At 61.7% G+C, this 24999-nt stretch carries 20 protein-coding genes and 4 tRNA genes; 8 read left to right on the forward strand and 16 right to left on the reverse strand.

What is annotated here, in order from left to right; genetic code table 11:
- The 13 genes from rpoB to R5M92_RS14520 all read right to left on the reverse strand — a co-directional run bounded on the left by rpoB (position 1) and on the right by R5M92_RS14520 (position 10499).
- On the reverse strand, positions 1 to 4077 hold the full coding sequence (rpoB, locus tag R5M92_RS14460; protein WP_346796672.1) for a DNA-directed RNA polymerase subunit beta: 4077 nt from the start codon (positions 4075 to 4077) through the stop codon (positions 1 to 3).
- 295 nt (positions 4078 to 4372) lie between these two features.
- Positions 4373 to 4744, reverse strand: a complete 372-nt coding sequence (rplL, locus tag R5M92_RS14465; RefSeq protein WP_346796673.1) for a 50S ribosomal protein L7/L12 — start codon at positions 4742 to 4744, stop codon at positions 4373 to 4375.
- A 77-nt stretch (positions 4745 to 4821) separates the two neighbouring features.
- Positions 4822 to 5322 (reverse strand): 50S ribosomal protein L10, encoded by a 501-nt coding sequence (gene rplJ, locus R5M92_RS14470; protein ID WP_346796674.1) that lies wholly within the window; start codon positions 5320 to 5322, stop codon positions 4822 to 4824.
- A gap of 329 nt (positions 5323 to 5651) precedes the next feature.
- Positions 5652 to 6344: a 50S ribosomal protein L1 gene (gene rplA, locus R5M92_RS14475; RefSeq protein ID WP_346796675.1), complete on the reverse strand. Its 693-nt coding sequence runs from the start codon at positions 6342 to 6344 to the stop codon at positions 5652 to 5654.
- Between the two features lie 2 nt (positions 6345 to 6346).
- Positions 6347 to 6778 (reverse strand): 50S ribosomal protein L11, encoded by a 432-nt coding sequence (gene rplK / locus R5M92_RS14480; RefSeq protein ID WP_346796676.1) that lies wholly within the window; start codon positions 6776 to 6778, stop codon positions 6347 to 6349.
- Between the two features lie 150 nt (positions 6779 to 6928).
- Positions 6929 to 7462 (reverse strand): transcription termination/antitermination protein NusG, encoded by a 534-nt coding sequence (gene nusG, locus R5M92_RS14485; RefSeq protein ID WP_346796677.1) that lies wholly within the window; start codon positions 7460 to 7462, stop codon positions 6929 to 6931.
- Positions 7463 to 7470: 8 nt separating this feature from the next.
- Positions 7471 to 7839 carry a preprotein translocase subunit SecE gene (secE, locus tag R5M92_RS14490; protein ID WP_346796678.1) on the reverse strand — a complete coding sequence of 123 codons (369 nt, stop codon included), beginning with the start codon at positions 7837 to 7839 and terminating at the stop codon, positions 7471 to 7473.
- 86 nt (positions 7840 to 7925) lie between these two features.
- Positions 7926 to 8001 (reverse strand) — tRNA-Trp (locus R5M92_RS14495).
- A gap of 175 nt (positions 8002 to 8176) precedes the next feature.
- Positions 8177 to 8251, reverse strand: a tRNA-Thr gene (locus R5M92_RS14500).
- 54 nt (positions 8252 to 8305) lie between these two features.
- Positions 8306 to 8379 (reverse strand) — tRNA-Gly (locus R5M92_RS14505).
- A 96-nt stretch (positions 8380 to 8475) separates the two neighbouring features.
- A tRNA-Tyr gene (locus R5M92_RS14510) sits at positions 8476 to 8559 on the reverse strand.
- A 120-nt stretch (positions 8560 to 8679) separates the two neighbouring features.
- Entirely contained in the window at positions 8680 to 9519 is an 840-nt protein-coding gene (locus tag R5M92_RS14515) for a type III pantothenate kinase (RefSeq protein ID WP_346796679.1), read from the reverse strand.
- Positions 9516 to 10499: a biotin--[acetyl-CoA-carboxylase] ligase gene (locus R5M92_RS14520; RefSeq protein WP_346796680.1), complete on the reverse strand. Its 984-nt coding sequence runs from the start codon at positions 10497 to 10499 to the stop codon at positions 9516 to 9518. Before R5M92_RS14520 ends, R5M92_RS14515 begins: the two co-directional genes overlap by 4 nt.
- Before the next feature lie 314 nt (positions 10500 to 10813).
- On the opposite strand from R5M92_RS14520, the gene typA reads away from it, so the two are divergent.
- The 6 genes from typA (at position 10814) to R5M92_RS14550 (ending at position 18260) form a co-directional block, all read left to right on the forward strand.
- On the forward strand, positions 10814 to 12664 hold the full coding sequence (gene typA, locus R5M92_RS14525; RefSeq protein WP_346796681.1) for a translational GTPase TypA: 1851 nt from the start codon (positions 10814 to 10816) through the stop codon (positions 12662 to 12664).
- Positions 12665 to 12933: 269 nt separating this feature from the next.
- Entirely contained in the window at positions 12934 to 14373 is a 1440-nt protein-coding gene (locus tag R5M92_RS14530; protein ID WP_346796682.1) for a sodium-dependent transporter, read from the forward strand.
- A 38-nt stretch (positions 14374 to 14411) separates the two neighbouring features.
- Entirely contained in the window at positions 14412 to 15182 is a 771-nt protein-coding gene (locus R5M92_RS14535) for an ABC transporter ATP-binding protein (RefSeq protein WP_346796683.1), read from the forward strand.
- Between the two features lie 36 nt (positions 15183 to 15218).
- Positions 15219 to 15923, forward strand: a complete 705-nt coding sequence (locus R5M92_RS14540; RefSeq protein ID WP_346796684.1) for an ABC transporter ATP-binding protein — start codon at positions 15219 to 15221, stop codon at positions 15921 to 15923.
- 16 nt (positions 15924 to 15939) lie between these two features.
- Entirely contained in the window at positions 15940 to 16944 is a 1005-nt protein-coding gene (locus R5M92_RS14545; RefSeq protein ID WP_346796685.1) for a branched-chain amino acid ABC transporter permease, read from the forward strand.
- Positions 16944 to 18260 (forward strand): branched-chain amino acid ABC transporter permease, encoded by a 1317-nt coding sequence (locus R5M92_RS14550; protein WP_346796686.1) that lies wholly within the window; start codon positions 16944 to 16946, stop codon positions 18258 to 18260. Before R5M92_RS14545 ends, R5M92_RS14550 begins: the two co-directional genes overlap by 1 nt.
- Before the next feature lie 97 nt (positions 18261 to 18357).
- On the opposite strand, the gene R5M92_RS14555 is transcribed toward R5M92_RS14550, so the two are convergent.
- Together R5M92_RS14555 and R5M92_RS14560 are read right to left on the reverse strand one after the other, a co-directional pair.
- Complete coding sequence (locus tag R5M92_RS14555; RefSeq protein WP_346796687.1) at positions 18358 to 19566, reverse strand: ABC transporter substrate-binding protein; 1209 nt, start codon at positions 19564 to 19566, stop codon at positions 18358 to 18360.
- A gap of 148 nt (positions 19567 to 19714) precedes the next feature.
- Positions 19715 to 19957 (reverse strand): hypothetical protein, encoded by a 243-nt coding sequence (locus tag R5M92_RS14560; RefSeq protein ID WP_346796688.1) that lies wholly within the window; start codon positions 19955 to 19957, stop codon positions 19715 to 19717.
- Positions 19958 to 20124: 167 nt separating this feature from the next.
- On the opposite strand from R5M92_RS14560, the gene R5M92_RS14565 reads away from it, so the two are divergent.
- Together R5M92_RS14565 and rapA are read left to right on the forward strand one after the other, a co-directional pair.
- Positions 20125 to 20931: a TlpA disulfide reductase family protein gene (locus R5M92_RS14565; protein ID WP_346796689.1), complete on the forward strand. Its 807-nt coding sequence runs from the start codon at positions 20125 to 20127 to the stop codon at positions 20929 to 20931.
- A 113-nt stretch (positions 20932 to 21044) separates the two neighbouring features.
- Positions 21045 to 23993, forward strand: coding sequence for an RNA polymerase-associated protein RapA (gene rapA / locus R5M92_RS14570; RefSeq protein ID WP_346796690.1), 2949 nt, complete (start codon positions 21045 to 21047; stop codon positions 23991 to 23993).
- Positions 23994 to 24024: 31 nt separating this feature from the next.
- On the opposite strand, the gene R5M92_RS14575 is transcribed toward rapA, so the two are convergent.
- Positions 24025 to 24930 (reverse strand): TIGR01777 family oxidoreductase, encoded by a 906-nt coding sequence (locus R5M92_RS14575; RefSeq protein WP_346796691.1) that lies wholly within the window; start codon positions 24928 to 24930, stop codon positions 24025 to 24027.
- Between the last annotated feature and the right edge of the window lie 69 nt (positions 24931 to 24999).

Here is a 24999-nt window from a genome sequence, read left to right on the forward strand (position 1 = left end):
CTAGCTCTCTAACTCGATATCGATGCCCAGCGAGCGGATTTCCTTCACCAGTACGTTGAAGGATTCCGGCATGCCTGCCTGCATGGTGTGGTCGCCATCCACGATGTTCTTGTACATCTTGGTGCGGCCTTCGACGTCATCCGACTTGACGGTGAGCATCTCTTGTAGGGTGTATGCGGCGCCATACGCTTCCAGCGCCCACACTTCCATCTCACCGAAGCGCTGACCACCGAACTGGGCCTTACCACCCAGCGGCTGCTGGGTCACCAGCGAGTAAGAACCGGTGGAACGGGCGTGCATCTTGTCGTCTACCAGGTGGTTCAGCTTGAGCATATACATGTAGCCCACTGTCACCGAGCGGTCGAAGGCATCGCCGGTACGCCCGTCGTACAGGGTCATCTGGCCGGATTCGGGAATGTCGGCAAGCTTGAGCAGATGCTTGATCTCATGCTCCTTGGCACCGTCGAATACCGGCGTAGCCATCGGCACACCCGCCTTCAGATTCTTGGCCAACGCGATCACTTCATCGTCGGTCAACGAATCCAGATCCTCGACACGCGTGCCCGGGGTGTTGTAGATCTGGCCCAGGAAGTCACGGATCTCGGCGACCTGCTGGCCGCGAGCATCACGCAACATGCTGTCGATCTTCATGCCCAGACCGCGTGCCGCCATGCCCAGGTGGGTTTCCAGAATCTGCCCCACGTTCATGCGCGACGGTACACCCAAAGGGTTCAACACCACGTCGACCGGCTCGCCCTTCTCGTCGAACGGCATGTCCTCGATCGGCATGATGGCCGAGATGACACCCTTGTTACCGTGACGACCGGCCATCTTGTCACCCGGCTGGATGCGACGCTTGACCGCCATGTAGACCTTGACGATCTTGAGCACGCCCGGTGCCAGATCGTCGCCCTGGGTCAGCTTGCGCTTCTTGTCTTCGAAACGCTCGTCCATCTCCTTGCGACGATTCTCGAGCTGCTCGTCGGCCTGGGCCAGCAGTTCGTTGAACGTCTCGTCCTGCAGGCGCAGCTTGAACCACTGCTGACGCGGCAGTTCGTCGAGGTACGCCTCGTCCAGCACGTCGCCTTTCTTCAGGTTCGGACCGCCGTTCACCGCCTGGCCTTCCAGGGTACGCTTGAGACGCTCGAAGGTGGCGTCTTCGGCGATGCGGTAGGTCTCCTGCAGATCCTTGCGCACCTCGTCGAGCTGCATCTGCTCGATGGATAGCGCACGGGTGTCCTTCTCGACACCATCGCGGGTGAAGACCTGAACGTCGATCACGGTACCGACCATGCCGGTCGGCGCACGCAGCGAGGTGTCTTTCACATCAGACGCCTTCTCGCCGAAGATGGCACGCAGCAGCTTCTCTTCCGGCGTCAGCTGGGTTTCGCCCTTGGGCGTCACCTTGCCTACCAGAATATCGCCGGGACCCACTTCGGCGCCGATGTAGACTACGCCCGCCTCATCCAGCTTGGAGAGCGCCGACTCACCCACGTTGGGGATATCGGAGGTGATCTCTTCCGAACCCAACTTGGTATCACGGGACACGCAGGTCAGTTCCTGAATGTGGATCGTGGTGAAACGGTCTTCCTGGACCACCCGCTCGGACAGCAGGATGGAGTCCTCGAAGTTGTAGCCGTTCCAGGGCATGAACGCGATGCGCATGTTCTGGCCCAGGGCCAGGTCACCCATGTCCACCGACGGGCCGTCGGCGAGGATATCGCCACGTGCCACGTTGTCTCCGGGACGCACGATGGGGCGCTGGTTCATGCAGGTGTTCTGGTTGGAACGCACGTACTTGGTCAGGTTGTAGATATCGACCCCGGCTTCACCACCGATGATCTCGTCTTCGTTGACCCGTACCACGACGCGACGCGCATCCACCGAGTCGATCACACCGCCACGACGCGCCACGGCACAGACGCCGGAGTCGCGTGCAACGAAGCGCTCCATGCCGGTACCGACGAGCGGCTTTTCGGCACGCAGGGTCGGCACCGCCTGACGCTGCATGTTCGAGCCCATCAAGGCGCGGTTGGCGTCATCGTGCTCGAGGAACGGAATCAAGGCCGCTGCCACGGAGACGACCTGGCGCGGCGATACGTCCATCAGCGTCACTTGCTCGGGGCGCATGAAAGTGGTTTCGCCGCGATGACGCACCTGTACCAGATCGTCATTCAGCTTGTTCGACTCGTCCACCGCCGCCGACGCCTGGGCGATAACGTAGTCGCCCTCCTCGATCGCCGACAGGTGAACGATATCGTCGGTCAACTGACGATCGACCACCTTGCGGTACGGCGTCTCGAGGAAACCGTAGCTGTTGGTGTGGCTGTAGGTGGCCAACGAGTTGATCAGGCCGATGTTCGGGCCTTCCGGTGTCTCGATCGGGCACAGGCGGCCGTAGTGCGTGGCGTGAACGTCGCGCACCTCGAAGCCGGCGCGCTCACGGGTCAAGCCACCCGGGCCGAGCGCCGAGACACGACGCTTGTGCGTCACCTCGGAGAGCGGGTTGTTCTGGTCCATGAACTGAGAAAGCTGGCTGGAGCCGAAGAACTCCTTCACCGCCGCCGCCACCGGCTTGGCGTTGATCAGATCCTGCGGCATCAGGCCTTCGCTTTCGGCCATGGAAAGACGCTCTTTCACCGCACGTTCGACGCGCACCAGACCAACGCGGAACTGGTTTTCCGCCATCTCGCCGACACAACGGATACGGCGGTTGCCCAGGTGGTCGATATCGTCGACATCGCCGAAGCCGTTGCGGATATTGATCAGCTCCTTGAGTACATCGAGGATATCGCGCTGATCGAGGACACCGGCACCGGTATCGGCGTCGCGGCGCAGGCGACGGTTGAACTTCATGCGACCTACGCCGGACAGGTCGTAACGGTCTTCGGTGAAGAACAGGTTGTGGAACAGCGTCTCGGCGGCTTCCTTGGTGGGCGGCTCACCGGGGCGCATCATGCGATAGATTTCCACCAGCGCTTCAAGCTGAGAGTTGGTGGTGTCCAGCTTGAGTGTATCGGAGATGAACGAGCCGCAATCCAGGTCGTTGGTATACAGCGTTTCCAACTCGACGATACCGCCCTGGCCCAACGCTTCCAGCAGCTCCGGCGTAATCTCGGTATTGCACGGGCAGATCAACTCGCCGGTCCTGGTGTCGACCTGATCCTTGGCCAACGTCTTGCCGAACAGGTACTCCATCGGCACATCGAGGCGCTCGATGCCGCTTTTCTCCAGCTGGCGAATATGCTTCTGGGTGACACGACGGCCTTCCTCGACGATCACGCTGCCATCGGCATCCTTGATGTCGAAGGTCGCGGTCTCGCCGCGCAGGCGCGAGGGCACCAGCTCCACGGAGAAGCCGGACTTCTCGATATGGAACTTGCTGGTCTCGAAGAACTCGTCGAGGATCTCTTCGGCGCTCATGCCCAATGCACGCATCAATACGGACGCCGGCAGCTTGCGGCGACGGTCGATACGCACGAAGACGTTGTCCTTGGGATCGAACTCGAAGTCGAGCCAGGAGCCGCGGTAAGGAATCACGCGTGCCGAGTAGAGCAGCTTGCCCGAGGAGTGGCTCTTGCCCTTGTCGTGGTCGAAGAACACGCCCGGCGAGCGGTGCAGCTGGGAGACGATGACACGCTCGGTACCGTTGATCACGAAGGTACCGTTCTCGGTCATCAGGGGGATTTCCCCCATGTAGACTTCCTGCTCCTTGATGTCCTTGATCGCCTTGTTCGAGGAGTCGCGATCATAGATGATCAAGCGAACCTTGACGCGCAGCGGGGCGGAGTAGGTCACGCCGCGCAGCTGGCACTCCTTGACATCGAACGCCGGGGTGCCGAAACGGTAGCTGACATACTCGAGAGCCGCGTTACCCGAGAAGCTCTCGATCGGGAACACGGACTTGAACGCCGCGTGCAGGCCGACCTCGTGCCGCTCGTCGGGCGAACGATCCTGCTGGAGGAAGTCGTAGTAGGAATCAAGCTGGATGGCCAGCAAGTAGGGCACATCCATCACTTGGGGCAGTTTGCCGAAATCCTTGCGGATGCGTTTTTTCTCAGTATATGAGTAAGCCATCTGTATTCCCCAGCTTGTTCACCATGGGTGACCGACGCGTGGTCATCTGCCCGCGGGCGTGTCAGACGCAGACAGCAAGCTCCTGGTCGGTAGCTCGCCGTCGAAAATCTTGATCGATAACAGTGTTACAACTAACGGCAGTGTCACAACAACGGTAATACTGTCTTTGCGTACCGCCTGTGCGTACTGCATTTCCGTTACAACCGATCAGCTGCAACAGAAAAAGGCCGGCAGCGGGAGTTCCCGCCGCCAGCCGTGGAAGCTTACGCAGCGCGTGAAGCCATGAGCACAAGAATTACTTGAGCTCGACTGACGCGCCCGCTTCTTCCAACTTCTTCTTGGCTTCTTCGGCATCGTCCTTGGACATGCCTTCCTTGATGGTAGCCGGTGCGCCGTCGACGGCACCCTTGGCTTCCTTCAGGCCAAGACCGGTGATCTCGCGAACCGCCTTGATCACGTTGACTTTCTTGTCGCCCGCGCTGGTCAGCACGAGGTCGAATTCAGTCTGCTCTTCCTCGGCAGCAGCATCACCGCCACCCGGGCCGGCGACCACGGCAGCTGCCGCGGAAACGCCGAACTTCTCTTCCATCGCTTCGATCAGCTCGACAACTTCCATTACGGACATGTCGGCAACGGCGTTGATGATATCGTCTTTGGTCAGTGCCATTTTCAATTCCTAAACTTTGCGGGAGTCTCGATATCTCGAAACTCGAGGTTTCAATGTTCGGTGTGAACAGGTGCCGATCAGGCGGCTTCCTGCTTCTGGTCGCGCAGGGCGGCCAGGGTCCGAACCAGCTTGCCGGCGGAGGCTTCTTTCATTACCGACATCAGCTTGGCGATGGCTTCATCGTAAGTCGGCAGTGTTGCCAGACGGTCGATGTCGCTTGCCGGGATCAGCTCACCTTCGTAGGCCAACGCCTTGACTTCGAAGTTCTGATCCTGCTTGGCGAATTCCTTGAACAGGCGGGCGGCAGCGCCCGGATGATCGGTGGAAAACGCCAGCAGGGTCGGACCCACGAAGCTATCGTTCAGACATTCCCATTGGGTGCCTGACAGGGCGCGGCGAGCCAGGGTGTTGCGCACAACACGGACCTGGACGCCATTCTCGCGGGCCTGCTTGCGCAGATCGGTCATCTTGCCGACCGAGACACCACGAGAATCGGCAACTACGACGGAGAGAGCATCCTTGGCCGCTTCACTGACCTCGGCAACAATCGCTTTCTTGCCTTCAAGTGCTAGTGGCACAGTGATCACTCCTTCGTGCCGGAACCTCGATAGGTAAGGCTCCGGTGGTTACCATCTCTTCCCATCGAGATCGGGAATGCCTTGCTTTCCTCGATCTGCGGCGGGAAGCCTTAGAGGATGGTGCACACCAGAAAACTGTTTCAGAAAACCGTTTCCGGAAGCTGCTAACTGCCAGCTTCAGCCAACTGGGGGCGACACCATCTGCGCAGGCGCTTGAGCCATTAAGCCGCTCTGGCGGCGATCGCGGAGCGGCACCTGCGGTCTTTGACGGTGCCCCGAACATATGGCACGGGGACCGCAAAGTTTCTTGCCTGTTTCGACCTGCCGGCTTATACCAGCCCGGAATGGTCGACGGTGAGACCCGGTCCCATGGTAGTGGACAAGGTCACTTTCTTGAAATAGATACCCTTGGACGTGCTCGGCTTGAGTTTCTTCAAGTCGGCTACCAGTGCATTCAGGTTGCCCTGGATTGCATCTACGTCGAAATCGGCCTTGCCCAGCGTGGTGTGGATAATGCCGTTCTTGTCGGTACGGAAACGCACCTGACCTGCTTTGGCATTTTTCACCGCGGTAGCGACATCGGGTGTCACGGTGCCGACCTTGGGGTTCGGCATCAGGCCGCGCGGACCGAGAATCTGACCCAGCTGACCGACAACGCGCATGGCGTCCGGCGAGGCGATGACGACGTCGAAGTCCATCACGCCTTTCTTGACCTGCTCGGCCAGCTCGTCCATACCCACGATGTCGGCACCAGCTTCCTTGGCCGCATCGGCATTGGCGCCCTGGGTGAAGACCGCCACGCGGACGTCCTTACCGGTACCATTGGGCATGACGGTAGCGCCACGGACCACCTGGTCGGATTTACGCGGATCAACGCCCAGGTTGATTGCGACATCCAGAGACTCCTTGAAGTTCACGGTGGACAGCTCGGCGAGCAGTGCCACGGCTTCTTCGAGGGAGTAGGTCTTGCTGGAGTCGACCTTTTCGCGAATCAGTTGTGCGCGCTTGGACAGTTTAGCCATGATTAGAGACCCTCCACGTTGAGGCCCATGCTACGGGCGCTACCGGCGATGGTGCGCACCGCGGCATCGAGATCGGCAGCCGTCAGATCCGGCTCCTTGGTCTTGGCGATCTCTTCGAGCTGGTCGCGCGTCACGGTACCGACCTTCTTCTTGTTCGGTTCACCGGAGCCGGACTTGATACCGGCGGCCTTCTTCAGCAGCACTGCAGCAGGCGGCGTCTTGGTGATGAACGTGAAGCTACGGTCGGAATAGACGGTAATCACCACGGGAGTCGGCAGACCCGGCTCGATATCCTGCGTTGCGGCATTGAATGCCTTACAGAATTCCATGATGTTGACGCCGTGCTGACCCAGTGCGGGACCGACGGGGGGACTCGGATTGGCTTTACCTGCTGCAACCTGCAGCTTGATGTAAGCCTGGACTTTCTTGGCCATGATAACACTCCAGTTGGGTAATAACGCCTTGCGGCTCCCCGGTGACTATGAGACGACCGGAGTCGACTCAGCTACTTCCAGAAACTGCCGCGACATTTGCCGCACCACAAGCCCTGGATAGAAATTCTTCGTTACGTGACGTTTGGTGCCTTACTCTTTTTCCACCTGGGCGAACTCGAGCTCGACCGGCGTCGCGCGCCCGAAGATCAATACACTGACCTGCAGACGGCTCTTGTCGTAATTGACCTCTTCGACCACGCCATTGAAATCGGCGAAAGGCCCGTCCACCACCCGCACCGACTGGCCGGGTTCGAACATGGTCTTGGGACGCGGCTTGTCGGTACCGTCCTTGACGCGACGCAGGATGGAATCGGCTTCACGCTGAGTGATCGGCGCCGGCTTCTCCTTGGTCCCGCCGATGAAGCCCATGACGCGCGGCGTCTCGTTCACCAGGTGCCAGGTCTCATCGTCCATTTCCATCTCGACCAGCACGTAGCCGGGATAGAACTTGCGCTCGCTCTTGCGGCGCTTGCCGTCGCGCACTTCAACGACTTCTTCGGTCGGCACCAGAATCTCGCCAAAGCGATCTTCCATTTCATACATCTTCACGCGCTCCAGCAAGGAGCGCATGACGTGTTTCTCGAAACCGGAATAAGCGTGAACGACGTACCAACGCTTGGACATGAAAGCTCCTAACCAATGACGCCGGACATCGCCCAGCCAAGAAGGGTGTCGATCAACCACAGCATCAAGCCGACCACCAGAACGGCGACCAGCACGATGGCGGTGGTCTGCACGGTTTCCTGACGAGTCGGCCAGACGACGCGCTGAATCTCTTTCTTGGCGCTGACGGCCAACTCGACAAGATCGCGCCCCTTGGTCGTGGTCAAGGCGATCAGCCCCGCCAGCGCACACAGCACGACAACGCCCAGCACGCGATAGAGCAGGGCGACATCAGCAAAATAGGTGTTGCCGACAATGGCGGCTACAAGAAGTGTCGCGACCACCGCCCACTTGAGCCCGTCGTGGCGCGACTGTTGCACCTCGGCGTTATGTTTCATGAAAACGAGACTCCTCAGGGTGCGGCAATCGAATTAAAGAATTCCTGATGGTCCAGATAGTAAAGACCCGCCAATCTGGGGAAGATTGGCAGGCCAGGAGGGAATCGAACCCCCAACCTGCGGTTTTGGAGACCGCTGCTCTGCCAATTGAGCTACTGGCCTTTAACATGTGTATGCAGCAAGTCTTTGCGACCACCCTGCACAACAGCGGGCGCCACTATAGCGAAACATGCCTCGCCTGGCAACCCCGCCCTGCGTTTTTCTTCCCGACCATCACCGAGAAGGCAAAAAGAACAAACAAAAAAAGGCGAGCTTGGCTCGCCTTTTTTTGTAAACATGGAGCTCATGGACGGATTTGAACCGTCGACCTCACCCTTACCAAGGGTGTGCTCTACCCCTGAGCTACATGAGCAAACTTCACACCTATCGACAGCAACCTGACGGTTCCGCCGACTCTTCAAGCAACTGGAGCGGGCAGCGGGGATCGAACCCGCATCATCAGCTTGGAAGGCTGAGGTTCTACCATTGAACTATGCCCGCTAAGGAAGAGACCTATCAGGGAATACACCAATCAAGGACCACACCTGTCAACCATCTGCCCTGCACAACCCAACCAATGTCAGGCCGTCTTGAATCTGGTGGAGGGGGAAGGATTCGAACCTTCGAAGCTTTCGCGGCAGATTTACAGTCTGCTCCCTTTGGCCACTCGGGAACCCCTCCAACTGTGGCGGCACATTGTGCCAGCTCCTGAACTGCTGTCAAGCGACTTATCTGCTTGACTTGGCTCGGCATTAACTCTCTCAACGCCATGCCGTTCGCCCTGGAACGCGCTGCATTCTGTCAAAGCAGCATGGAAAATGCAAGGCCCGCTCTAATTTTTTCCAACGACGCGGGCTCGGCAATGCGCGGCGCACCCGCCATCTTTCCGGCACGCTCTGCCAGGGTAAGCGGGAAGCAGGCCTCAAGTCCTCCGTACACCATGTCGGGCCAGACCGAATGCGGAATCTGCACGCCACGAGAGATAACCCGGGCATCTCCTCCGGTCAACAGCATGGGCAAGGCCACGCCCTGCTGGTCACACACCTCGCTATAGATACGGTTGACGGCGCTCACCGCCGCCATGTAGATGCCATGGTTCACCGCCTCTACCGTACGCCGCCCCGGCATGAGCAACTCATCCGCCTCGCTATCGGGGTCGATGGCGACATTGCGCGTTCCCAGCTTCAAGCTCTCTTTCATCAACCGCAGGCCCGGCAGGATATAGCCGCCCAGATGTCGCCCTCCCGGCAGCACGAAATCCACGGTAATGGCACTACCGCAATCCACCGCGCAGCACCCACCCGCCAACTGGTAGCCGGCCAGGGCACCCATCCAACGATCCACGCCCAGCCGACCCGGCTCTTCATAGCCATTGACCACGCCAAGGGCCTCGGCGGTGGAGTGAGCCACGTAAACCTGTCGAACCTGATGGCGCAGCAGCTGGACGGTATCGTTGAGCACCGCCGCCCGGGCGACGCTGGAGATGCGCACAGCCTCGACGACATCGAGATCGGGGATATCCGCACCGGGACGCCACTCTTCTCGGGTCCACACCGCGCCCCGAGAACGAATCTCGCTGCTTTCGACATCCTTGAGGCGCCACTTCGACAAGGTATTGCCGATATCCAGATCGAGTATCATACAGACCTACGCACGCTGATTTCCCCACCGGCCAGGCGTCGCTCGCGGCCCTCCTCGGACACCCACAGGTTGCCCGCCGCATCGACCTCGCCGGCCACGGCCTGCTGCTCGCGCTGACCCTCGATCACCCGCACCGGCATGCCGGCATAGGCGTGGCGCCGGTTCCACTCCTCGTGCCACGCTTCGAAACCCTCCTTCTCGAAGCTTGCCAGCAGCTTCAATAGCGCAGCCACGGTCTCGGCGGCCAGCTGGTTACGCGAAAGGTCATGCAACTGATCGAAAAGGGCCGCCACCGGTTGGTCCAGAGAAGCACGCAAGGTATTGGGGAGCCACAAGTTCATACCCATGCCCACCACCACCTCGCAGGGCCCCGCGGCGTCACCGGTAACCTCGATGAGAATGCCGGCGAGCTTGCCCAGCTTTCCCTCGGCATCCGCCAGCAGCACATCGTTGGGCCACTTCAGTCGTGGCACGACACCGTGGTGCTCCAGCACCTGCGTTAGCGCTACCGCCACCGCCAGGCTGAGCCCTTCCAGCACGCCGACGCCCCCTTCGAAGCGCCAGCCGATCGACAGCATCAAGCTCTGCCCCCAGGGAGTCGTCCACTGCCGGCCCCGGCGCCCACGCCCGGCGGTCTGCAGCTCCGCCAGGCACACCTCGGCATGTCCCGCACCCTGGGTAAAGCGCTGGCGAATGTATTCGTTGCTCGAAGGCAGTTGATCCTCGACGAACAGGCGGGCCAGGTGGCGACGCGCATCATGGGGCAAGCCGGCCACGACGGTGGCACCGTCGAGCGGTTCGAACGGCCGCGACAGGCGGTATCCGCGTCCCTTGACCGCTTCCACTTCGACACCCAGCGCCTCGAGTTTCTTCAGCTGTTTCCATACCGCCGCCCGCGACACACCCAGTGCCTCACCGAGCTGCTCGCCGGAATGGACCTTGCCATCGCTTAACAAGCGCATCAGATTACCGATGGTCATGCTCTTGCCCCGCCTGGGAAAAACGCCATTCTAGCGGATGCCGCCTGGCACCGAAAACTTTCCTGCCTGCCACATGTGTCTAAGCCACTGGTGGACTACCACTAACTCCTGTCGCTATCCGGCCCTTTCGCCAGTGCGCCAGGAATACAGGTCGCCATGAGTATTCCGCGCAGAGCAATATCAGCGGGGGCCAGGTCATGATAGGATGCGCGCTGCGCAAGCCCCGAGCCAAGGCGGTCGGTATCTGCCAGCCCTTGCGCCCCGCATTTTCCGACCCGTGGACGAACGGGTGTTCACAAGAGCTATCTCTCAGCATGCAAAACCAGCAAAACTCCAGCGCGGTCAATAACCTGCGCAACGTAGCCATCATCGCCCACGTTGACCATGGCAAGACCACTCTGGTCGACAAGCTTCTCAGTCAGTCCGGCACACTGGACCGCAAGGCCGAGGGGCAGGAACGTGTCATGGACTCCAACGACCAGGAGAAGGAACGCGGCATCACCATCCTGGCCAAGAATACCGCTATACAGTGGCGTGACGGCGCGGGTGAGGAGTACCACATCAATATCGTCGACACCCCGGGACACGCCGATTTCGGTGGCGAGGTCGAACGCGTCATGTCCATGGTCGATTCGGTGCTGCTGCTGGTGGATGCCGTCGACGGCCCCATGCCGCAGACTCGCTTCGTCACCCAGAAGGCATTCGACCAAGGCTTGCGCCCGATCGTGGTGGTCAACAAGATCGACCGCCCCGGCGCCCGGCCCGACTGGGTGATCGACCAGATTTTCGATCTGTTCGACAACCTCGGCGCTTCCGACGAGCAGCTCGACTTCCCGATCATCTACTGCTCGGCGCTCAACGGCATCGCCGGCCCCGAGCCGGAAGAGCTGGCCGAGGACATGAGCCCGATGTTCCAGGCCATCGTCGACATCGTCGAACCACCCAAGGTCGAACTCGACGGCCCGTTCCAGATGCAGATTTCGGCGCTCGACTATTCAAGCTATGTCGGCGTCATCGGCCTGGGCCGCATCACCCGCGGCAGCGTCAAGCCCAACCAGCAGGTCTCCGTCATCACCAAGGAAGGCGAGACCCGCAAGGGCAAGATCGGCCAGGTCATGACACACCTGGGGCTGGAGCGAGTCCAGACCGACGAAGCCACCGCCGGCGACATTGTCTGCGTGACCGGTATCGACAACCTGGCGATCTCCGACACTCTGTGCGACCCGAATGCCGTGGAGGCGCTGCCGCCGCTGTCGGTGGACGAACCCACCGTTTCCATGACCTTTCAGGTCAACGACTCGCCGTTCGCCGGCAAGGATGGCAAGTTCGTCACCAGCCGCAACATCAAGGATCGTCTCGACCAGGAGCTGATCCACAACGTGGCGCTGCGTGTCGAACAGGGCGAGACGCCGGAGAAGTTCAAGGTTTCCGGGCGCGGCGAGCTGCACCTTTCGGTGCTGATCGAGACCATGCGCCGCGAAGGGTTCGAGCTGGCCGTGGGCCGCCCGGAAGTGATCATCAAGGAGATTGACGGCGTCAAGCAGGAGCCGTACGAAGAGGTGATCATCGACTGCGAAGAGCAGCATCAGGGCGCGATCATGGAGGAGCTCGGCTACCGCAAGGGCGAGATGACCAACATGAACCCCGACGGCAAGGGCCGGGTACGCCTGGACTTCATCATTCCGGCGCGCGGGTTGATCGGCTTTCGTGGTCAGTTCCTGACCCTGACCTCCGGCACCGGCATTCTCACCAGCCGCTTCGACCATTACGGTCCGCTCAAGCCCGACGCCGCTATCGAGCGCCGCAACGGCGTGCTGGTCTCGATGGTACCCGGCAAGGCACTGGCCTATGCGCTGTATGCCCTGCAGGAGCGCGGCAAGCTGATCATCGACCACGCCACCGAGGTCTACGAAGGCATGCTGGTGGGTATCAACAACCGCGCCAACGACATGGTGGTCAACCCCACCAAGGGCAAGAAGCTCGACAACATGCGCTCCACCGGCAACGACGAGAACATCGTGTTGACGCCGCCGATCAAGTTCACCCTGGAGCAGGCCATCGAGTTCCTGGATTCGGATGAACTGGTCGAAGTCACGCCCAACCACATCCGCTTGCGCAAGAAGCACCTGACCGAAAACGAGCGTAAGCGCGCCAGCAAGAAGTAAGAAGTCAAGAAGTAACACGGCAAACGCGTATCACCATCAGGCCCGCCCAGTGCGGGCCTGATGCCGTTTGGGCACCGTGAATCTTCGCTTCGCCAACCGCATCCCACCGCAACCTGCTACCCCCTCCCCCAACGCAGCCTTAACGCTCAGCTACTGGAAAGCTGTCCCTGCGTGGCGCAAAGTGGCAAGCTTGTTTTTACTCGCCATTCATCAAGATGTTGAATGACGCCTTGCCCTGCAAGCATACAACCGGATACGGAACGAAACCGATGAGCAGCCATAACGTGTGGACCCATAAAGGCACCTTCCTGCTGGCGGCGGTCGGTTCGGCGGTGGGCCTTGGCAACCTTTGGCGCTTTCCCTATCTTACCGGCGAAAATGGTGGCGGCGCCTTTATTCTGATTTATGCCCTCACCATCTTCGCCGTGGGGATTCCCATCCTGATCGCCGAGACCATGCTCGGCCGGTCGAGCCGGCAAAGCCCGATCATGGGCATGCGTCATCTGACCAAGACCCATGGCAGCTCACGGGCCTGGGAATCCATCGGCTGGCTGGGGGCGGCTTCGGCGTTCCTGATTCTGAGCTTCTATTCCGTCATCGCCGGCTGGGCGATTCATTACACCTGGCAGATGCTGACCGGCTCGTTGATCGGCGCCGATGCCGGGACCATCGGCGCCGGTTTCGATGCCCTGCTCGCCTCACCGGCACTGCTGACTCTCTACCACACCCTGTTCATCATCGCCTCGGGGCTGATCGTGGGACTCGGCATTCACAAGGGTATCGAGTCGGGGCTGCGCATCATCATGCCGGCGCTGTTCATCATTTTACTGGTCGTGCTGGGCTACAGCGTGGTGCATGGCGATATCGGCGCGGCGGCGAGCTTCCTGTTCACCTTCAATATCGCCGACCTGAGTCTGGAAGGCTGGCTGCAGGCGATGGGGCAATCGTTTTTCACGCTCAGCCTGGGGATGGGCGCGATCATGGCATACGGCGCCTACATGGCCAGTGATGCCTCGCTGACCCGTACCGCCTTCGCCATCGCTTTCGTCGACACCGCCGTGGCCATGGTCGCGGGGCTGGCGATCTTCGCCCTGGTCTTCGGCGCCGGGCTGGAAACCGGCCAGGGCCCCGGGCTGATGTTCGTCACCCTGCCGCTGGCCTTCGCCGAGATGCCCTTCGGTGCCCTGGTGGGAGGCGTGTTCTTCATTCTGGTCCTGGGCGCGGCGATCAGTTCCTCGATCTCCCTGATCGAGCCGGTGGCGGCATTTCTCGTCGAGCGCTTCGACATGACCCGCCCCCAGGCGGTCATGCTGATGGTCATTGCCAGCTGGGCGATGGGACTGTTGACGGTGATAAGTTTCAATATTTACGCCGAAGGCACCATTTTTCACACCCTCTTCGGGCGTAGCGCCTTCGACTTCATCGAACTGCTGACCAACATCTTCATGCCGCTGGGCGGCCTGATGATCGCGTTATTTGCCGGTTGGTCGCTGACCCACGCTGAAGTGATGAAGGAGATGCACACCACCGAGACCTGGTTCTCCGTTTGGCGCTTCCTGGTGCGATTCATTGCCCCGGCGGCGGTGGCCTTCGTCTTCCTGCGCAGCATCCCCCACGTGGAAGGCTACTTGCTTCCCGCGGTGGGGGCGCTCGCGATCGTGATCGCCTTCGCCGCCGGGCGCGCCACCCTGGCCAGGTCAACCCGCTAGTTCCTTCACCACGAGCCTATCATCCACGAGGAAAGTGCATGGCAGCCATCATCGATGTCCAGCACATCAACAAGTCATTCGGTGGCCTGCGGGTGATCGACGACTGCTCCATCACGGTCGAAACCGGCTCCATCACCGGCATGATCGGCCCCAACGGTGCCGGCAAGTCGACGCTATTCAACATCATCGCCGGCGCCTTGACGCCGGACAGCGGCCGGGTGCTGCTCGAAGGGGAGGACATCACTGCCCTCAGCGCCGATGAGCGCTTCCACAAGGGCCTGTTGCGTACCTTCCAGATCGCCCATGAATTCGGCCACATGAGCGCCCTGGAGAACCTGATGATGGTGCCGCCGCACCAGGCCGGAGAGAGCCTGTTCAACACCTGGTTCAAGCCCTCCCTGGTGCGCCGCGAGGAAGCCGAGGTGCGCCGCCGAGCGCTGGAAGTGATCGATTTCGTCGGCCTGCACCATGTCCGCAACGAACTGGCGGGCAATCTTTCCGGCGGTCAGAAGAAACTGCTGGAACTCGGCCGCACCATGATGACCGATGCCAGGGTTGTGCTGCTCGACGAGATCGCCGCCGGGGTCAACCGTACCCTGCTGGGGGACTTGATCGGCAATATCGAACGTCTCAACCGCGAGATGGGATACACCTTCCTGGTGATCGAGCACGATATGGAGATGATCGCTCGCTTGTGCGACCCGGTGATCGTGCTGGCGCAAGGCAGCGTCATGGTGGAAGGCAACATTCATGATATACAGAACAATCCCGCCGTTATAGAAGCCTATTTCGGCTCGGGCGCCGCTTGAGGCGCTCGATCGAGCCGGGCACCAAGAGACCTGACAATGCCACTACTAGAAGCACGGGACGTGTACGGCGGCTACGGCGGCATGAACATCCTCAACGGGGTGAACATGACCATCGAAGCCGATGAAATCGGGGTGATCGTCGGCCCCAACGGGGCCGGCAAGTCGACCATGCTGAAGGCGGTCTTTGGCCTTCTGCATGTCAACCAGGGCGATATCCTGCTGCGCGGCGAACCTATCCACAACCTGCCGCCCAACAAGCTTGTGCAAAAAGGGATGGGCTTCGTACCTCAGGAGAAGAACGTCTTCCCCAGCCTGACGGTCAAGGAGAACCTGGAAATGGGCGCGTTTCTCAAGCCCGACAACATCAAGCGCATGTTGCGCCAGGTATACGACTTCTTTCCGCCACTTTTTGATAAGCGCCACCAGCAGGCCGGTGAGCTTTCCGGTGGCCAGCGCCAGATGGTGGCCATGGGGCGCGCGTTGATGGCGGAGCCCAGCCTGCTGCTGCTGGATGAGCCTACCGCCGGGCTCTCGCCGCTGTACATGAACGAGATATTCGAACGGGTCCAGCAGATCAACTCGGCGGGAGTGGGCATATTGATGGTGGAACAGAACGCCAAGCAGGCACTGGCGATCGCCGACAAGGGCTTCGTCCTCGCCGCCGGGCAGAACCGATTCACCGATACCGGCGCGGCGCTGCTCGCCGACCCCGAAGTCGCCAAGAGTTTTCTGGGCGGCTAGCCCTTTGGAGAGAGCCGTGAACGAGCTTGTTTTCTTTATCAATAACGTCGTGATCGCGGGAAGCGTCACCGGCTCGATCTACGCCATCGGCGCGGTCGGGGTCACCCTGGTGTTCAGCATCATGCGCTTTGCCCACTTCGCCCACGCCGACATGATGACTTTCGGCGCCTTCATGGTGCTGCTGTTGACCACCGCGTTTCCCGCTGCCGGCGCCGCCATCGGCGTACCCACCGCCATCGTCATGCTGCCGCTGGCGATGCTCTTGACCGCCGTGCTGGCGGTGGGAATCGACAAGGCATTCTACAAGCCGCTGCGCGCCCATGGGGTCAAGCCGATCGTCCTGGTCATCGGTTCGCTGGGCGTCACTCTGATGTTGCAGGGATTGATCCGGCTGTTTTCCGGCACCGGCGGGCAGAGTCTCTATGTCGATGAGCGCAAGGAGATCTTTCGTATCGCCCTGCCCTTCGAAGGAGTGCGCATGCCGATCGTGATCACCGAGCCCCAGATCTACCTGTTCGTGATTACCGTGGCGGCGGTCATCGCCCTGCATCTGTTTCTCAGCCGCTCGCGGCTGGGCAAGGCCATGCGCGCCATGTCCGACAATCCCGACCTGGCCCAGGCCTCGGGAATCAACACCAACACCATCGTCGCCGTTACCTGGGTCATCGCCGGGGCGCTGGCGGCGGTTGCCGGCACCCTGCTCTCGCTGGACGTCACCTTCAAGCCGGACCTGAGTTTCTTTCTGCTGCTGCCGATCTTCGCCGCGGCCATCGTCGGCGGGGTGGGCCATCCTTTTGGGGCCATCGCCGGTGGGTTCGTGGTCGGCTTCGCCGAGACCTTGGCGGTGTTCAACTGGGGCGTTCTGCTGCGGCCTTTCCGCGACAGTATCCCTGAGTGGCTGGCGCTACCCGGCAACCTGGCATTCGTGGGGACCGAGTACAAGATCGTGGTGCCGTTCTTCATTCTTGTCGCCATTCTGGTGTGGCGTCCCACCGGTATCTTCAAGGGCAAGGTGATCTGATGAACATGACACGCACCCACAGTGACAATCGTGACATGAGCGGCGACACGCGGCGCTTTCCCCTGCGCCCGGTGATTCTGTTCGGCATACTGCTGGTGGCGGTACTTGGCGTCTACGGCCTGATGGGAGCCGCCTACAGCACGCGCATGCTGGTGGAGGCGGCCTGCTACGCCATCCTGGCGCTGGGGCTGACCATCCAGTGGGGCTATGCCGGCCAGTTCAATGCCGGGGTGATGGGCTTCGTCGCACTCGGCGGCTTCTGCGCCATGTTCTTCAGCATCCCGGTCAACGAGGCCTTCTGGGGAAGCGAACTCCCCGGCGAGCTCGGCCTTGTATTGGTGTACGGCATCGTGGCGGTGGCGCTGGTCTACGCCGCCACCAAGCTGGACAGGGTGGGTATACCGAAAAAGCTGCGCAGTGTCATTGCGGTACTGCTCGCCGTGGTGCTCTACCTGGTGGTGATCAGCCTGCTGCGCGACGTGACCGCGGAGATCGAATCCCGGGCCGGCTTTGTCGGCGGCCTGGGCCTGCCGCCCTGGACCGGCTGGATCGTCGGTGGCGCTCTGGCCGGCGGCGTGGGGTATTTCATCGGCCGTGTCTGCCTGGGCCTGCGCAGCGACTATCTGGCCATCGCCACCCTGGGCATCGCCGAGATCATCAAGGCCTTTCTCAAGAATTCCGACTGGCTGACCCGTGGTACCGCGACTGTGTCGCCGCTTCCCTGGCCCACTCCGGGGCCGAGCGAACTGGGGTTCACACTCTCCCGAGCCATTTATCTGTCGCTGACGGCGGTGATCATCGCGGTGATGTTCTTCCTGCTGCACCGCGCCTACCACGCTCCCTGGGGTCGCATGATCCGAGCCATTCGCGATAACGAAATCTCCAGCGCCGCCATGGGCAAGAACATCAACCGCAGGCGGCTGGAGATCTTCGTCTTCGGCTGCATCCTGATGGGAATCGGCGGCGGCGTGCTGGGCACCTTCAACAGCCTGTTCGACCCCCAGGGTTACCTGCCGCTGAACCATACCTTTCTGGTACTGGTGATGGTGATACTGGGCGGGCCGGGCAACAACCTCGGCACCATCTTCGGCGCTGTGGCGGTGTATATCATCTGGATCATGTCCGAACCGCTGGCGCTGTTCCTGATGCAGCTGGCCGTTGCCTTCGGCGAAAACGCCTTTGGCTGGGATGCCCCCGGCAACATGGATAGCCGTGCGCTGCAGGCCCGGGTCCTGGTGATCGGCTTGTTGATTACCCTGGTGCTGCGCTTTGCCCCCAAGGGGTTGTTGCCCGAAAAGGTCAAGTACCACGACTGATCGTCAACATGGACCCAGACCGCAGAAGGCCCCGGCGAGATAACTCGCCGGGGCCTTTGCGTGGTGTGCCCGACAGTGCCGGGCGCAGTGTCGGTGTTTAGAGGTCGACTTCACCCTTGCGCGTGAACTTGCCGTCCTCGACCACCATCTCGACCACGATGCCGGGCACGTCGCCGGCGTCGTCGAACTCGTGACGGCCGGAGGCGCCTTCGTAGTTGATCTCCTGGCCGTCGGCAATCAGCTGCTTGGCCTTCTCCCACTCGCCAGGGAGGATCTCCTCGCCGGGCGCCGAGGCCACGCTGCGCAGCGCCTCTGAAAGCCCTTCGCGCTCGGCATTGCCATTCTGCTCGATGGCCAGCGCCAGCAGGAAGGCGGCGTCGTAAGCCTGGGCGGCGAAGACCGCCTCGGGGTCGAAGTCGGCTTCGCGCGCCTGCTCCTCGAACATCGCGGTGCCGGGAAGGTCGGGGCTGCCGGGACGGGTGGCGATCATACCGTCGAGCACGTCCGCGCCGATCGCTTCGACCAGGCTGTCGCCGACCATGCCGTCGGCGCCGACATACTGGGTGAACATGCCGCTTTCATACGCCTGGCGCAGCACCGTCTGGCCGGAGGTGTCGGCGTACGCCAGCACCACCAGGGTTTCGACGCCGGTGGCGGAAAGCGAGCCCAGTTCGGAGCGATAATCGGCCCGGTTGTCTTCGTGGGCCAGATTCTCACCCACGTAACCGCCGCCGTTTTCAAAGGCAGCGACAAAGGCTTCCGAGAGACCGCGGCCATAATCATTGTTGACGTAGGTGACCGCCACTTCCTCGATGCCCTTTTCCAGCAGCAACTTGGCCAGCATCTCGCCCTGGTAGGCATCTGACGGTACGGTGCGGAAGACCAGGTCGTTATCGTCCAGGTCGGTCACGGCAGGCGCGGTGGACGCCGGCGAGACCATGGTCACGCCGCCGGGAATAGCGGCATTGTTGGCCGCTGCGATGGTGGCACCGGTGCACAGTGCGCCGACGATGGCCGTGACGTCTTCACTGTTGACCATGCGGTCGGCAGCGTTGGAGGCGGCCGACGCATCGGAACAGGTGGTGTCGCCACTGGGCATGACAAGCTCCTGACCATCCAGAATACCGCCTTGCTCGTTCACCTGCTTTACCGCCAACTGGGCACCATCGAAAATGGGCGGCGTCAAGCTCTCGATACCGCCGGTGAACCCACCCAGAAACCCTATCTTGACTTCCGCTTGGGCCAGCGCCGAGAAAGCCAAGGTAGAAACCGCCACCGCCGTGGCCAATGTGCGTTTTTTCATCATTATTGATTGCTCGTGCCAGTGAGAAAAAGGAGCCTCCAGCCGCCCCCCCGTGTCTTGTTAATCTGGAACTCTCGCGTCAAAAAAACAAGTCACGCTTTCCAACGCTAGGCCAGGCCGACAATTGCACTTGGCTCTCCCGTCTATTCCGCTAGCGGCCTCGACCCTTGGTTTCCTGCAGGCGCGTATCGCGTTGCTTGCGCAACTTGTTGCGCCGATACAGGCGAACCATGGCTATCGCCAGCGCCGAAGCGACCATGGCCAGCAGCACCGCGCCCTGCCACGGCCTGGCGGCATCCCGCATGATGGTCTCCAGGGTGATGATCGTCACCAGGCCCACCGCCTGCGAGGCGATGGCCATCGCTCGTAAGGTGTCAAAATTCTGTTTCGCCATGCGTCTACCTGTCTCTCGCCAAGCCCCGATTAATGACAGCGCCAGCCGGCGCCAGTAATCTTGGCCGAGCATTATGATCATTCACATGCAATCAGTGTACTCGCTGTGCTCATCAGCGCCGACCTTGCTTTGCGCACGTTAATCAGGATCAGGAGCTTTCCCACGCCATGAATGCCATTGCCCTTGGCCCCGTGCTGATTGCACTACCCCGCCTCTACGCCATTGCCTGTGCCCTGGTGTTGCTGCTTGCCGGACGATATCTCCTGGGGCTGCCCCGTTCCCTGCATGGCAAGTGGTTCAACGGCCTGGTGCTGGCCTGGCTACTCGGCGCGCGTCTTGGCCATGTGCTGACCCACTGGGAAAGCTACGCCGAAACGCCGCTGGAAATCGTCAAGCTGTGGCAGCCCGGCTATCACGGCCTGTGGGGCATGCTGTTCGCCCTGGTCTGGAGTGCCTGGTTACTGCGTTCGCGCCTGATCGCCATGGGCGGGGCGATGGCCCTGATAATCGGGACTTCCAGCCTGTGGCTGGTGCTGGTGACCCTGGCACCGCTGGGCGGTTCACCGGGTCTTCGCCAGTTGCCCGAGCTGACTCTGGAGGATATCGACGGCGAAGACGTCTTCCTGCCGGACCTTGTGACGGAAAGCGATATCGTCATCGTCAATCTATGGGCGACCTGGTGCCCGCCCTGCCTGCGCGAGATGCCGCTTCTGGAACAGGCGGCCCGTCAGGAGGGCGTCACCGTGGTGGTCGCCAATCAGGGCGAGGATCTTCTGCCCGTGGTGCGCTACCTCGATGAGCAGCAATTGGACTTCCGCTACGCCCTGATGGACCCCCGCCAACAGCTGACCGCGCTGACCCAGTCCCCGGGCTTGCCCACCACGGTGGTATTCGATTCCCAGGGGCGTGCCATCGACCAGCACATCGGCGAACTCACCCGTGCTCAGCTCGATGGCTGGCTGAAACAGGATTGAAGCGCAGATTACCTTAATCCCTTCCGCGCTTTGCGTTAGAATCCCCCGCCCTGTTGCCGCCGAAGAAATGAATTCGGCGGCGTGCGCCCGTTTTCAGCATCCTCCGAGGCATCATGAGCGATTTTTCCCCCGGCCAGCGCTGGATCAGCGACGGCGAGGCCGAGCTTGGGCTCGGCACCGTGCTTAATTGCGACGCCCGCAGCGTCACTATTCTGTTCGGTGCCAGTCAGGAGACCCGCACCTACAGCAGCCGCCAGGCGCCCTTGACCCGCGTGGCGTTCGGTAGCGGCGACCGTGTTGTTTCCGCCGACGGCTGGCGAATCACGGTCGCTGACACCAATGAACGCGGCGGCTTGATCACCTATTTCGGTGAAGACGCCCACGGCACCCGGCGCGAGCTGCCGGAAGCCAAGCTCGCCGACACCATGCAGTTCGACCAGGCGCGCGATCGCCTGCTCACCGGCCAGGTCGACCGCAACGACTGGTTCGACCTGCGTTTTCGCACCCTGCACCATTACCAGCGTATCGAACAGCATTCCGCCCTGGGGCTCTCGGGACCGCGTATCGACCTGATACCGCATCAGCTGTATATCGCCGATGAGGTGTCCCGGCGTCACGCGCCGCGGGTGCTGCTTGCCGATGAAGTGGGCCTGGGCAAGACCATCGAGGCCGGCTTGATTCTGCATCGCCTGTTACTGACCGGACGTATCGAGCGCGCCCTGATCCTGGCACCGGACAGCCTGACCCACCAGTGGCTGGTGGAGCTGCTGCGTCGCTTCTCCCTCGAAGTGAGCCTGCTCGACGAGAACCAGAGCCAGGCCCACGGCGGCCGCAATCCGTTCGAGTCCGCCCAGCTGGTGCTGGCCAGCCAGGATTGGCTGTTCGCCAATCCCCAGCGTTTCGAACAAGCCGAGAACAGCCAGTTCGACCTGCTGATCGTCGATGAAGCCCACCACCTCGCCTGGGCGGAAGACGCCCCGGGCACCGGTTATCAGTGTGTCGAGCGCCTGAGCCGGGAGATTCCCGGCATGCTGCTGCTTACCGCCACCCCCGAGCAGATGGGCCTGGAGAGCCATTTCGCCCGCCTTCGCCTGCTCGACCCCGAGCGTTACCACGATCTGGCGCGCTTCAAGGAGGAGGAGCGCCACTACGGCGAGGTAGCGGCGGCCATCGATGCCCTGGAGCAACTGCCGGGCGATGAGCAGGCCGAAGCCAGCGTGGCCCGAGTGATCGACGACCACGACAGCCAGGCACTGCTCGCCACACTCGCCAACCCGGAAGCCAGCAGCACTCAGCAAGAGGCCGCACGCAGCCAACTGAGCGAAGCGCTGCTCGATCGCCACGGTACCGGCCGGGTCATGTTCCGCAATAGCCGCCGCCACGTCGGCGGATTCCCTGAACGGCGTTTTCATCTCGCCCCGCTGGCGCTGCCCTCGGCGTATCGCCGGGTGGTACGTAAGCTGGAACGGGACGAGGATTACCTCGACGAGCTGTTGATCGAAACCGGAATGGATCATCCCGATGTACTGATCTATCTCGATGCCATGTACCGGGCGCTTTCCGACGATCCGCTCAATGCCGAGCCATGGTGGCATATCGACCCCCGCATCAACTGGCTACTGGAGCGCCTGAGTGATGACGGCGAAGGCGGCTTCGCCGACGAGAAGGTACTGGTGATCGCCCACCAGCGGGAAACCGCCGAGGGTATCGCCGAAGGGTTGCGGGTTCTGGGCGGCTATCACGCCCCGGTCTTCCATGAAGGCCTTTCGCTGCTCGAGCGCGACCGGGCCGCCGCCGCCTTCGCCGACGACGAGGATGGCTGTCAGGTACTGGTGTGTTCGGAGATCGGCTCGGAAGGGCGCAACTTTCAGTTCTGTCGCCACTTGGTGATGTTCGATCTGCCGCAGCACCCCGACCAGCTGGAACAGCGTATCGGGCGCCTGGACCGTATCGGCCAGAAGCACGCCATCGAGATTCACGCCCCCACCTTCGAAGGCAGCCCCGGCGAGCGCCTGTTACGCTGGTATCATGAAGGCATGGATGCGTTCAGCGCCCCTCACGGGGTGGGCAGCGACCTGTTCGATGCCTTCGGCGACGCCCTGGCAGACGCCCTGCTCGATGACGAGAGCCTCGACGAACTCGTCGCCGAAACGCGGGAAATGTTCACCGCCAAGCTGGCCGAACAGGATGCCGGGCGCAACCGCCTGCTGGAGCTCAACGCCTGCCGGCCGGCGCGAGCCGAAACCGTCATCGCCGCCATCGGCGAACTGGACGCCGACCCGGCCCTGCCCCGCTACGTGGAACGCGCGCTGGATATCTTCGGCGTAGACAGCCAGGAACTGGGCGGCGGTATTACCCATCTGCAGCCCAGCCCGCACATGCTCGATGGCCTGCCCGGTCTGGTCAAGGGCGAAGAGGGCTTCTCGGCCACCTTCGACCGGGCTCGCGCCCTGGCCCGGGACGATGTGCAGCGGCTCTCCTGGGAACACCCGCTGATCCGCGAAATGATGGGCCGTATCCTCGACGGCACCATGGGCAATACCGCCTTGGCCCTGTTGCGCCACCCGGCGATTGGCGGCGGGCGGCTGATGGCGGAGCTGGTATTTCGCACCCACTGTCCGGCGCCGAAATCGCTGCATCTCAACCGCTTCCTGCCTCCCACGGCAATACGCGTGCTGCTGGACGAGTCCGGCGCCACCCTGACCGACAAGATCTCCTTCACCGGGCTCTCCAAGAACCTGCAGAAGGTGAACAAGTCGCTGGCGCGGGACCTGATCAAGAGCCGTCACGACCAACTGCGTCAACTGCTGATTCAGGGGGAAAGCGAAGCCGAGCGCGAGCTGCCCAGTATCGTCGAAGCCGCCGAAACGCGCATGCGTACGACACTCGATGGCGAACTGGCCAGGCTCAAGGCATTGGCGGAGCATAACCCCGCCGTACGTGATACGGAACTCGATGCCCTCAGACAAGAGCGCTTAGCGCTCAGCGAGGCTATCGAGGGAACGCGCCTACGCCTGGATTCGGTGCGGGTGATCATTACCGTAGACAGCGAAGAGCGTTAGGAACTCGCTATTGCCTCTCTCCTGCGTCCCTCTATTCCCGCAGGATTTGCGCCAACGCCTGGTCCAGGGTGGGGTAGTCGAAGCTGAACCCTTCCTGCTCCAGGCGCCGCGGGTACATGGCGGCGCCGGTCAGCAACAGCCGTGACATCTCACCCAGCGCCGTTTCCAGCACGAAAGCCGGCACCTGGAATAATGCCGGGCGTTTGAGCTGATGCGACAACGTCCGGGTGAATTCCTCGTTGCGTACCGGGTGAGGCGCACCGGCGTTGAAGACTCCCTCCAGATCGCTGCGTTCGAGCAGAAAATGCACGGCGCGCACCAGATCGTGGCGATGAATCCACGGCATATACTGCTTGCCATCCCCCAGCTTGCCGCCCAGGCCCAGCTTGAAGGGTGTCAGCATTTTCTGCAGCATGCCGCCACCGCTGTCGAGAACCAGGCCGAGACGCAGGATCACCAGACGAACTCCATACGGCCGGACCTCCTCGGCGGCACCTTCCCAGCGCTGGCAAAGCCGGTGGGCAAACTCATCGTGCGGCGGGGTTTCCTCGGTTACCTCGTTGTCCCCCTGGGCACCGTAGTAACCCATGGCCGAGGCGGAAATCATCACTTGGGGAGCCCGGCCCTGCTCATGCAGATGACCGCACAAGGCCACCAGGTCATGGGTGATCGCCACCCGCGACTCGATCAAGCGGGCCTTCTGTTCTTCGCTCCAGCGTTTGGCGACAATCGGCTCGCCCGCCAGGTTGACGATCGCCTCGGGCGCGGCGTCGGTAAACGCCAGCACATCCTCGCGGATATCGCACTCCGGCGGTAGTTGCTGCTGCGCCTTTTCGGGAGAGCGCGATACCACCATGACCCGATGCCCCGCTTCAACCAGGCTTCGGCATAGATACCTGCCGACGAACCCGCTTCCTCCCGTGATCAATATGCGCATTTCGCTCTCCTTGAGATAAATCGAGCGCCGGAAAATGTTCCGGTCTTATCGTTTTTCTTCGCCATCCCT

The organism is Halomonas sp. Bachu 37 (assembly GCF_039691755.1).
GTDB classification, from domain to species: Bacteria; Pseudomonadota; Gammaproteobacteria; order Pseudomonadales; family Halomonadaceae; genus Vreelandella; species Vreelandella kashgarensis.

What these genes read in the sequence shown, in the direction of transcription:
- R5M92_RS14550 (WP_346796686.1), top strand. Translation starts at nt 16,944, where the DNA reads ATGAACATGACACGCACCCACAGTGACAATCGTGACATGAGCGGCGAC.
- secE (WP_346796678.1), bottom strand. Translation starts at nt 7,839, where the DNA reads ATGAAACATAACGCCGAGGTGCAACAGTCGCGCCACGACGGGCTCAAG.
- R5M92_RS14575 (WP_346796691.1), bottom strand. Translation starts at nt 24,930, where the DNA reads ATGCGCATATTGATCACGGGAGGAAGCGGGTTCGTCGGCAGGTATCTA.
- R5M92_RS14560 (WP_346796688.1), bottom strand. Translation starts at nt 19,957, where the DNA reads ATGGCGAAACAGAATTTTGACACCTTACGAGCGATGGCCATCGCCTCG.
- rplL (WP_346796673.1), bottom strand. Translation starts at nt 4,744, where the DNA reads ATGGCACTGACCAAAGACGATATCATCAACGCCGTTGCCGACATGTCC.
- R5M92_RS14515 (WP_346796679.1), bottom strand. Translation starts at nt 9,519, where the DNA reads ATGATACTCGATCTGGATATCGGCAATACCTTGTCGAAGTGGCGCCTC.
- rpoB (WP_346796672.1), bottom strand. Translation starts at nt 4,077, where the DNA reads ATGGCTTACTCATATACTGAGAAAAAACGCATCCGCAAGGATTTCGGC.
- R5M92_RS14520 (WP_346796680.1), bottom strand. Translation starts at nt 10,499, where the DNA reads ATGACCATCGGTAATCTGATGCGCTTGTTAAGCGATGGCAAGGTCCAT.
- R5M92_RS14535 (WP_346796683.1), top strand. Translation starts at nt 14,412, where the DNA reads ATGGCAGCCATCATCGATGTCCAGCACATCAACAAGTCATTCGGTGGC.
- typA (WP_346796681.1), top strand. Translation starts at nt 10,814, where the DNA reads ATGCAAAACCAGCAAAACTCCAGCGCGGTCAATAACCTGCGCAACGTA.
- R5M92_RS14530 (WP_346796682.1), top strand. Translation starts at nt 12,934, where the DNA reads ATGAGCAGCCATAACGTGTGGACCCATAAAGGCACCTTCCTGCTGGCG.
- rapA (WP_346796690.1), top strand. Translation starts at nt 21,045, where the DNA reads ATGAGCGATTTTTCCCCCGGCCAGCGCTGGATCAGCGACGGCGAGGCC.
- rplK (WP_346796676.1), bottom strand. Translation starts at nt 6,778, where the DNA reads ATGGCCAAGAAAGTCCAGGCTTACATCAAGCTGCAGGTTGCAGCAGGT.
- nusG (WP_346796677.1), bottom strand. Translation starts at nt 7,462, where the DNA reads ATGTCCAAGCGTTGGTACGTCGTTCACGCTTATTCCGGTTTCGAGAAA.
- rplA (WP_346796675.1), bottom strand. Translation starts at nt 6,344, where the DNA reads ATGGCTAAACTGTCCAAGCGCGCACAACTGATTCGCGAAAAGGTCGAC.
- R5M92_RS14565 (WP_346796689.1), top strand. Translation starts at nt 20,125, where the DNA reads ATGAATGCCATTGCCCTTGGCCCCGTGCTGATTGCACTACCCCGCCTC.
- R5M92_RS14555 (WP_346796687.1), bottom strand. Translation starts at nt 19,566, where the DNA reads ATGATGAAAAAACGCACATTGGCCACGGCGGTGGCGGTTTCTACCTTG.
- R5M92_RS14540 (WP_346796684.1), top strand. Translation starts at nt 15,219, where the DNA reads ATGCCACTACTAGAAGCACGGGACGTGTACGGCGGCTACGGCGGCATG.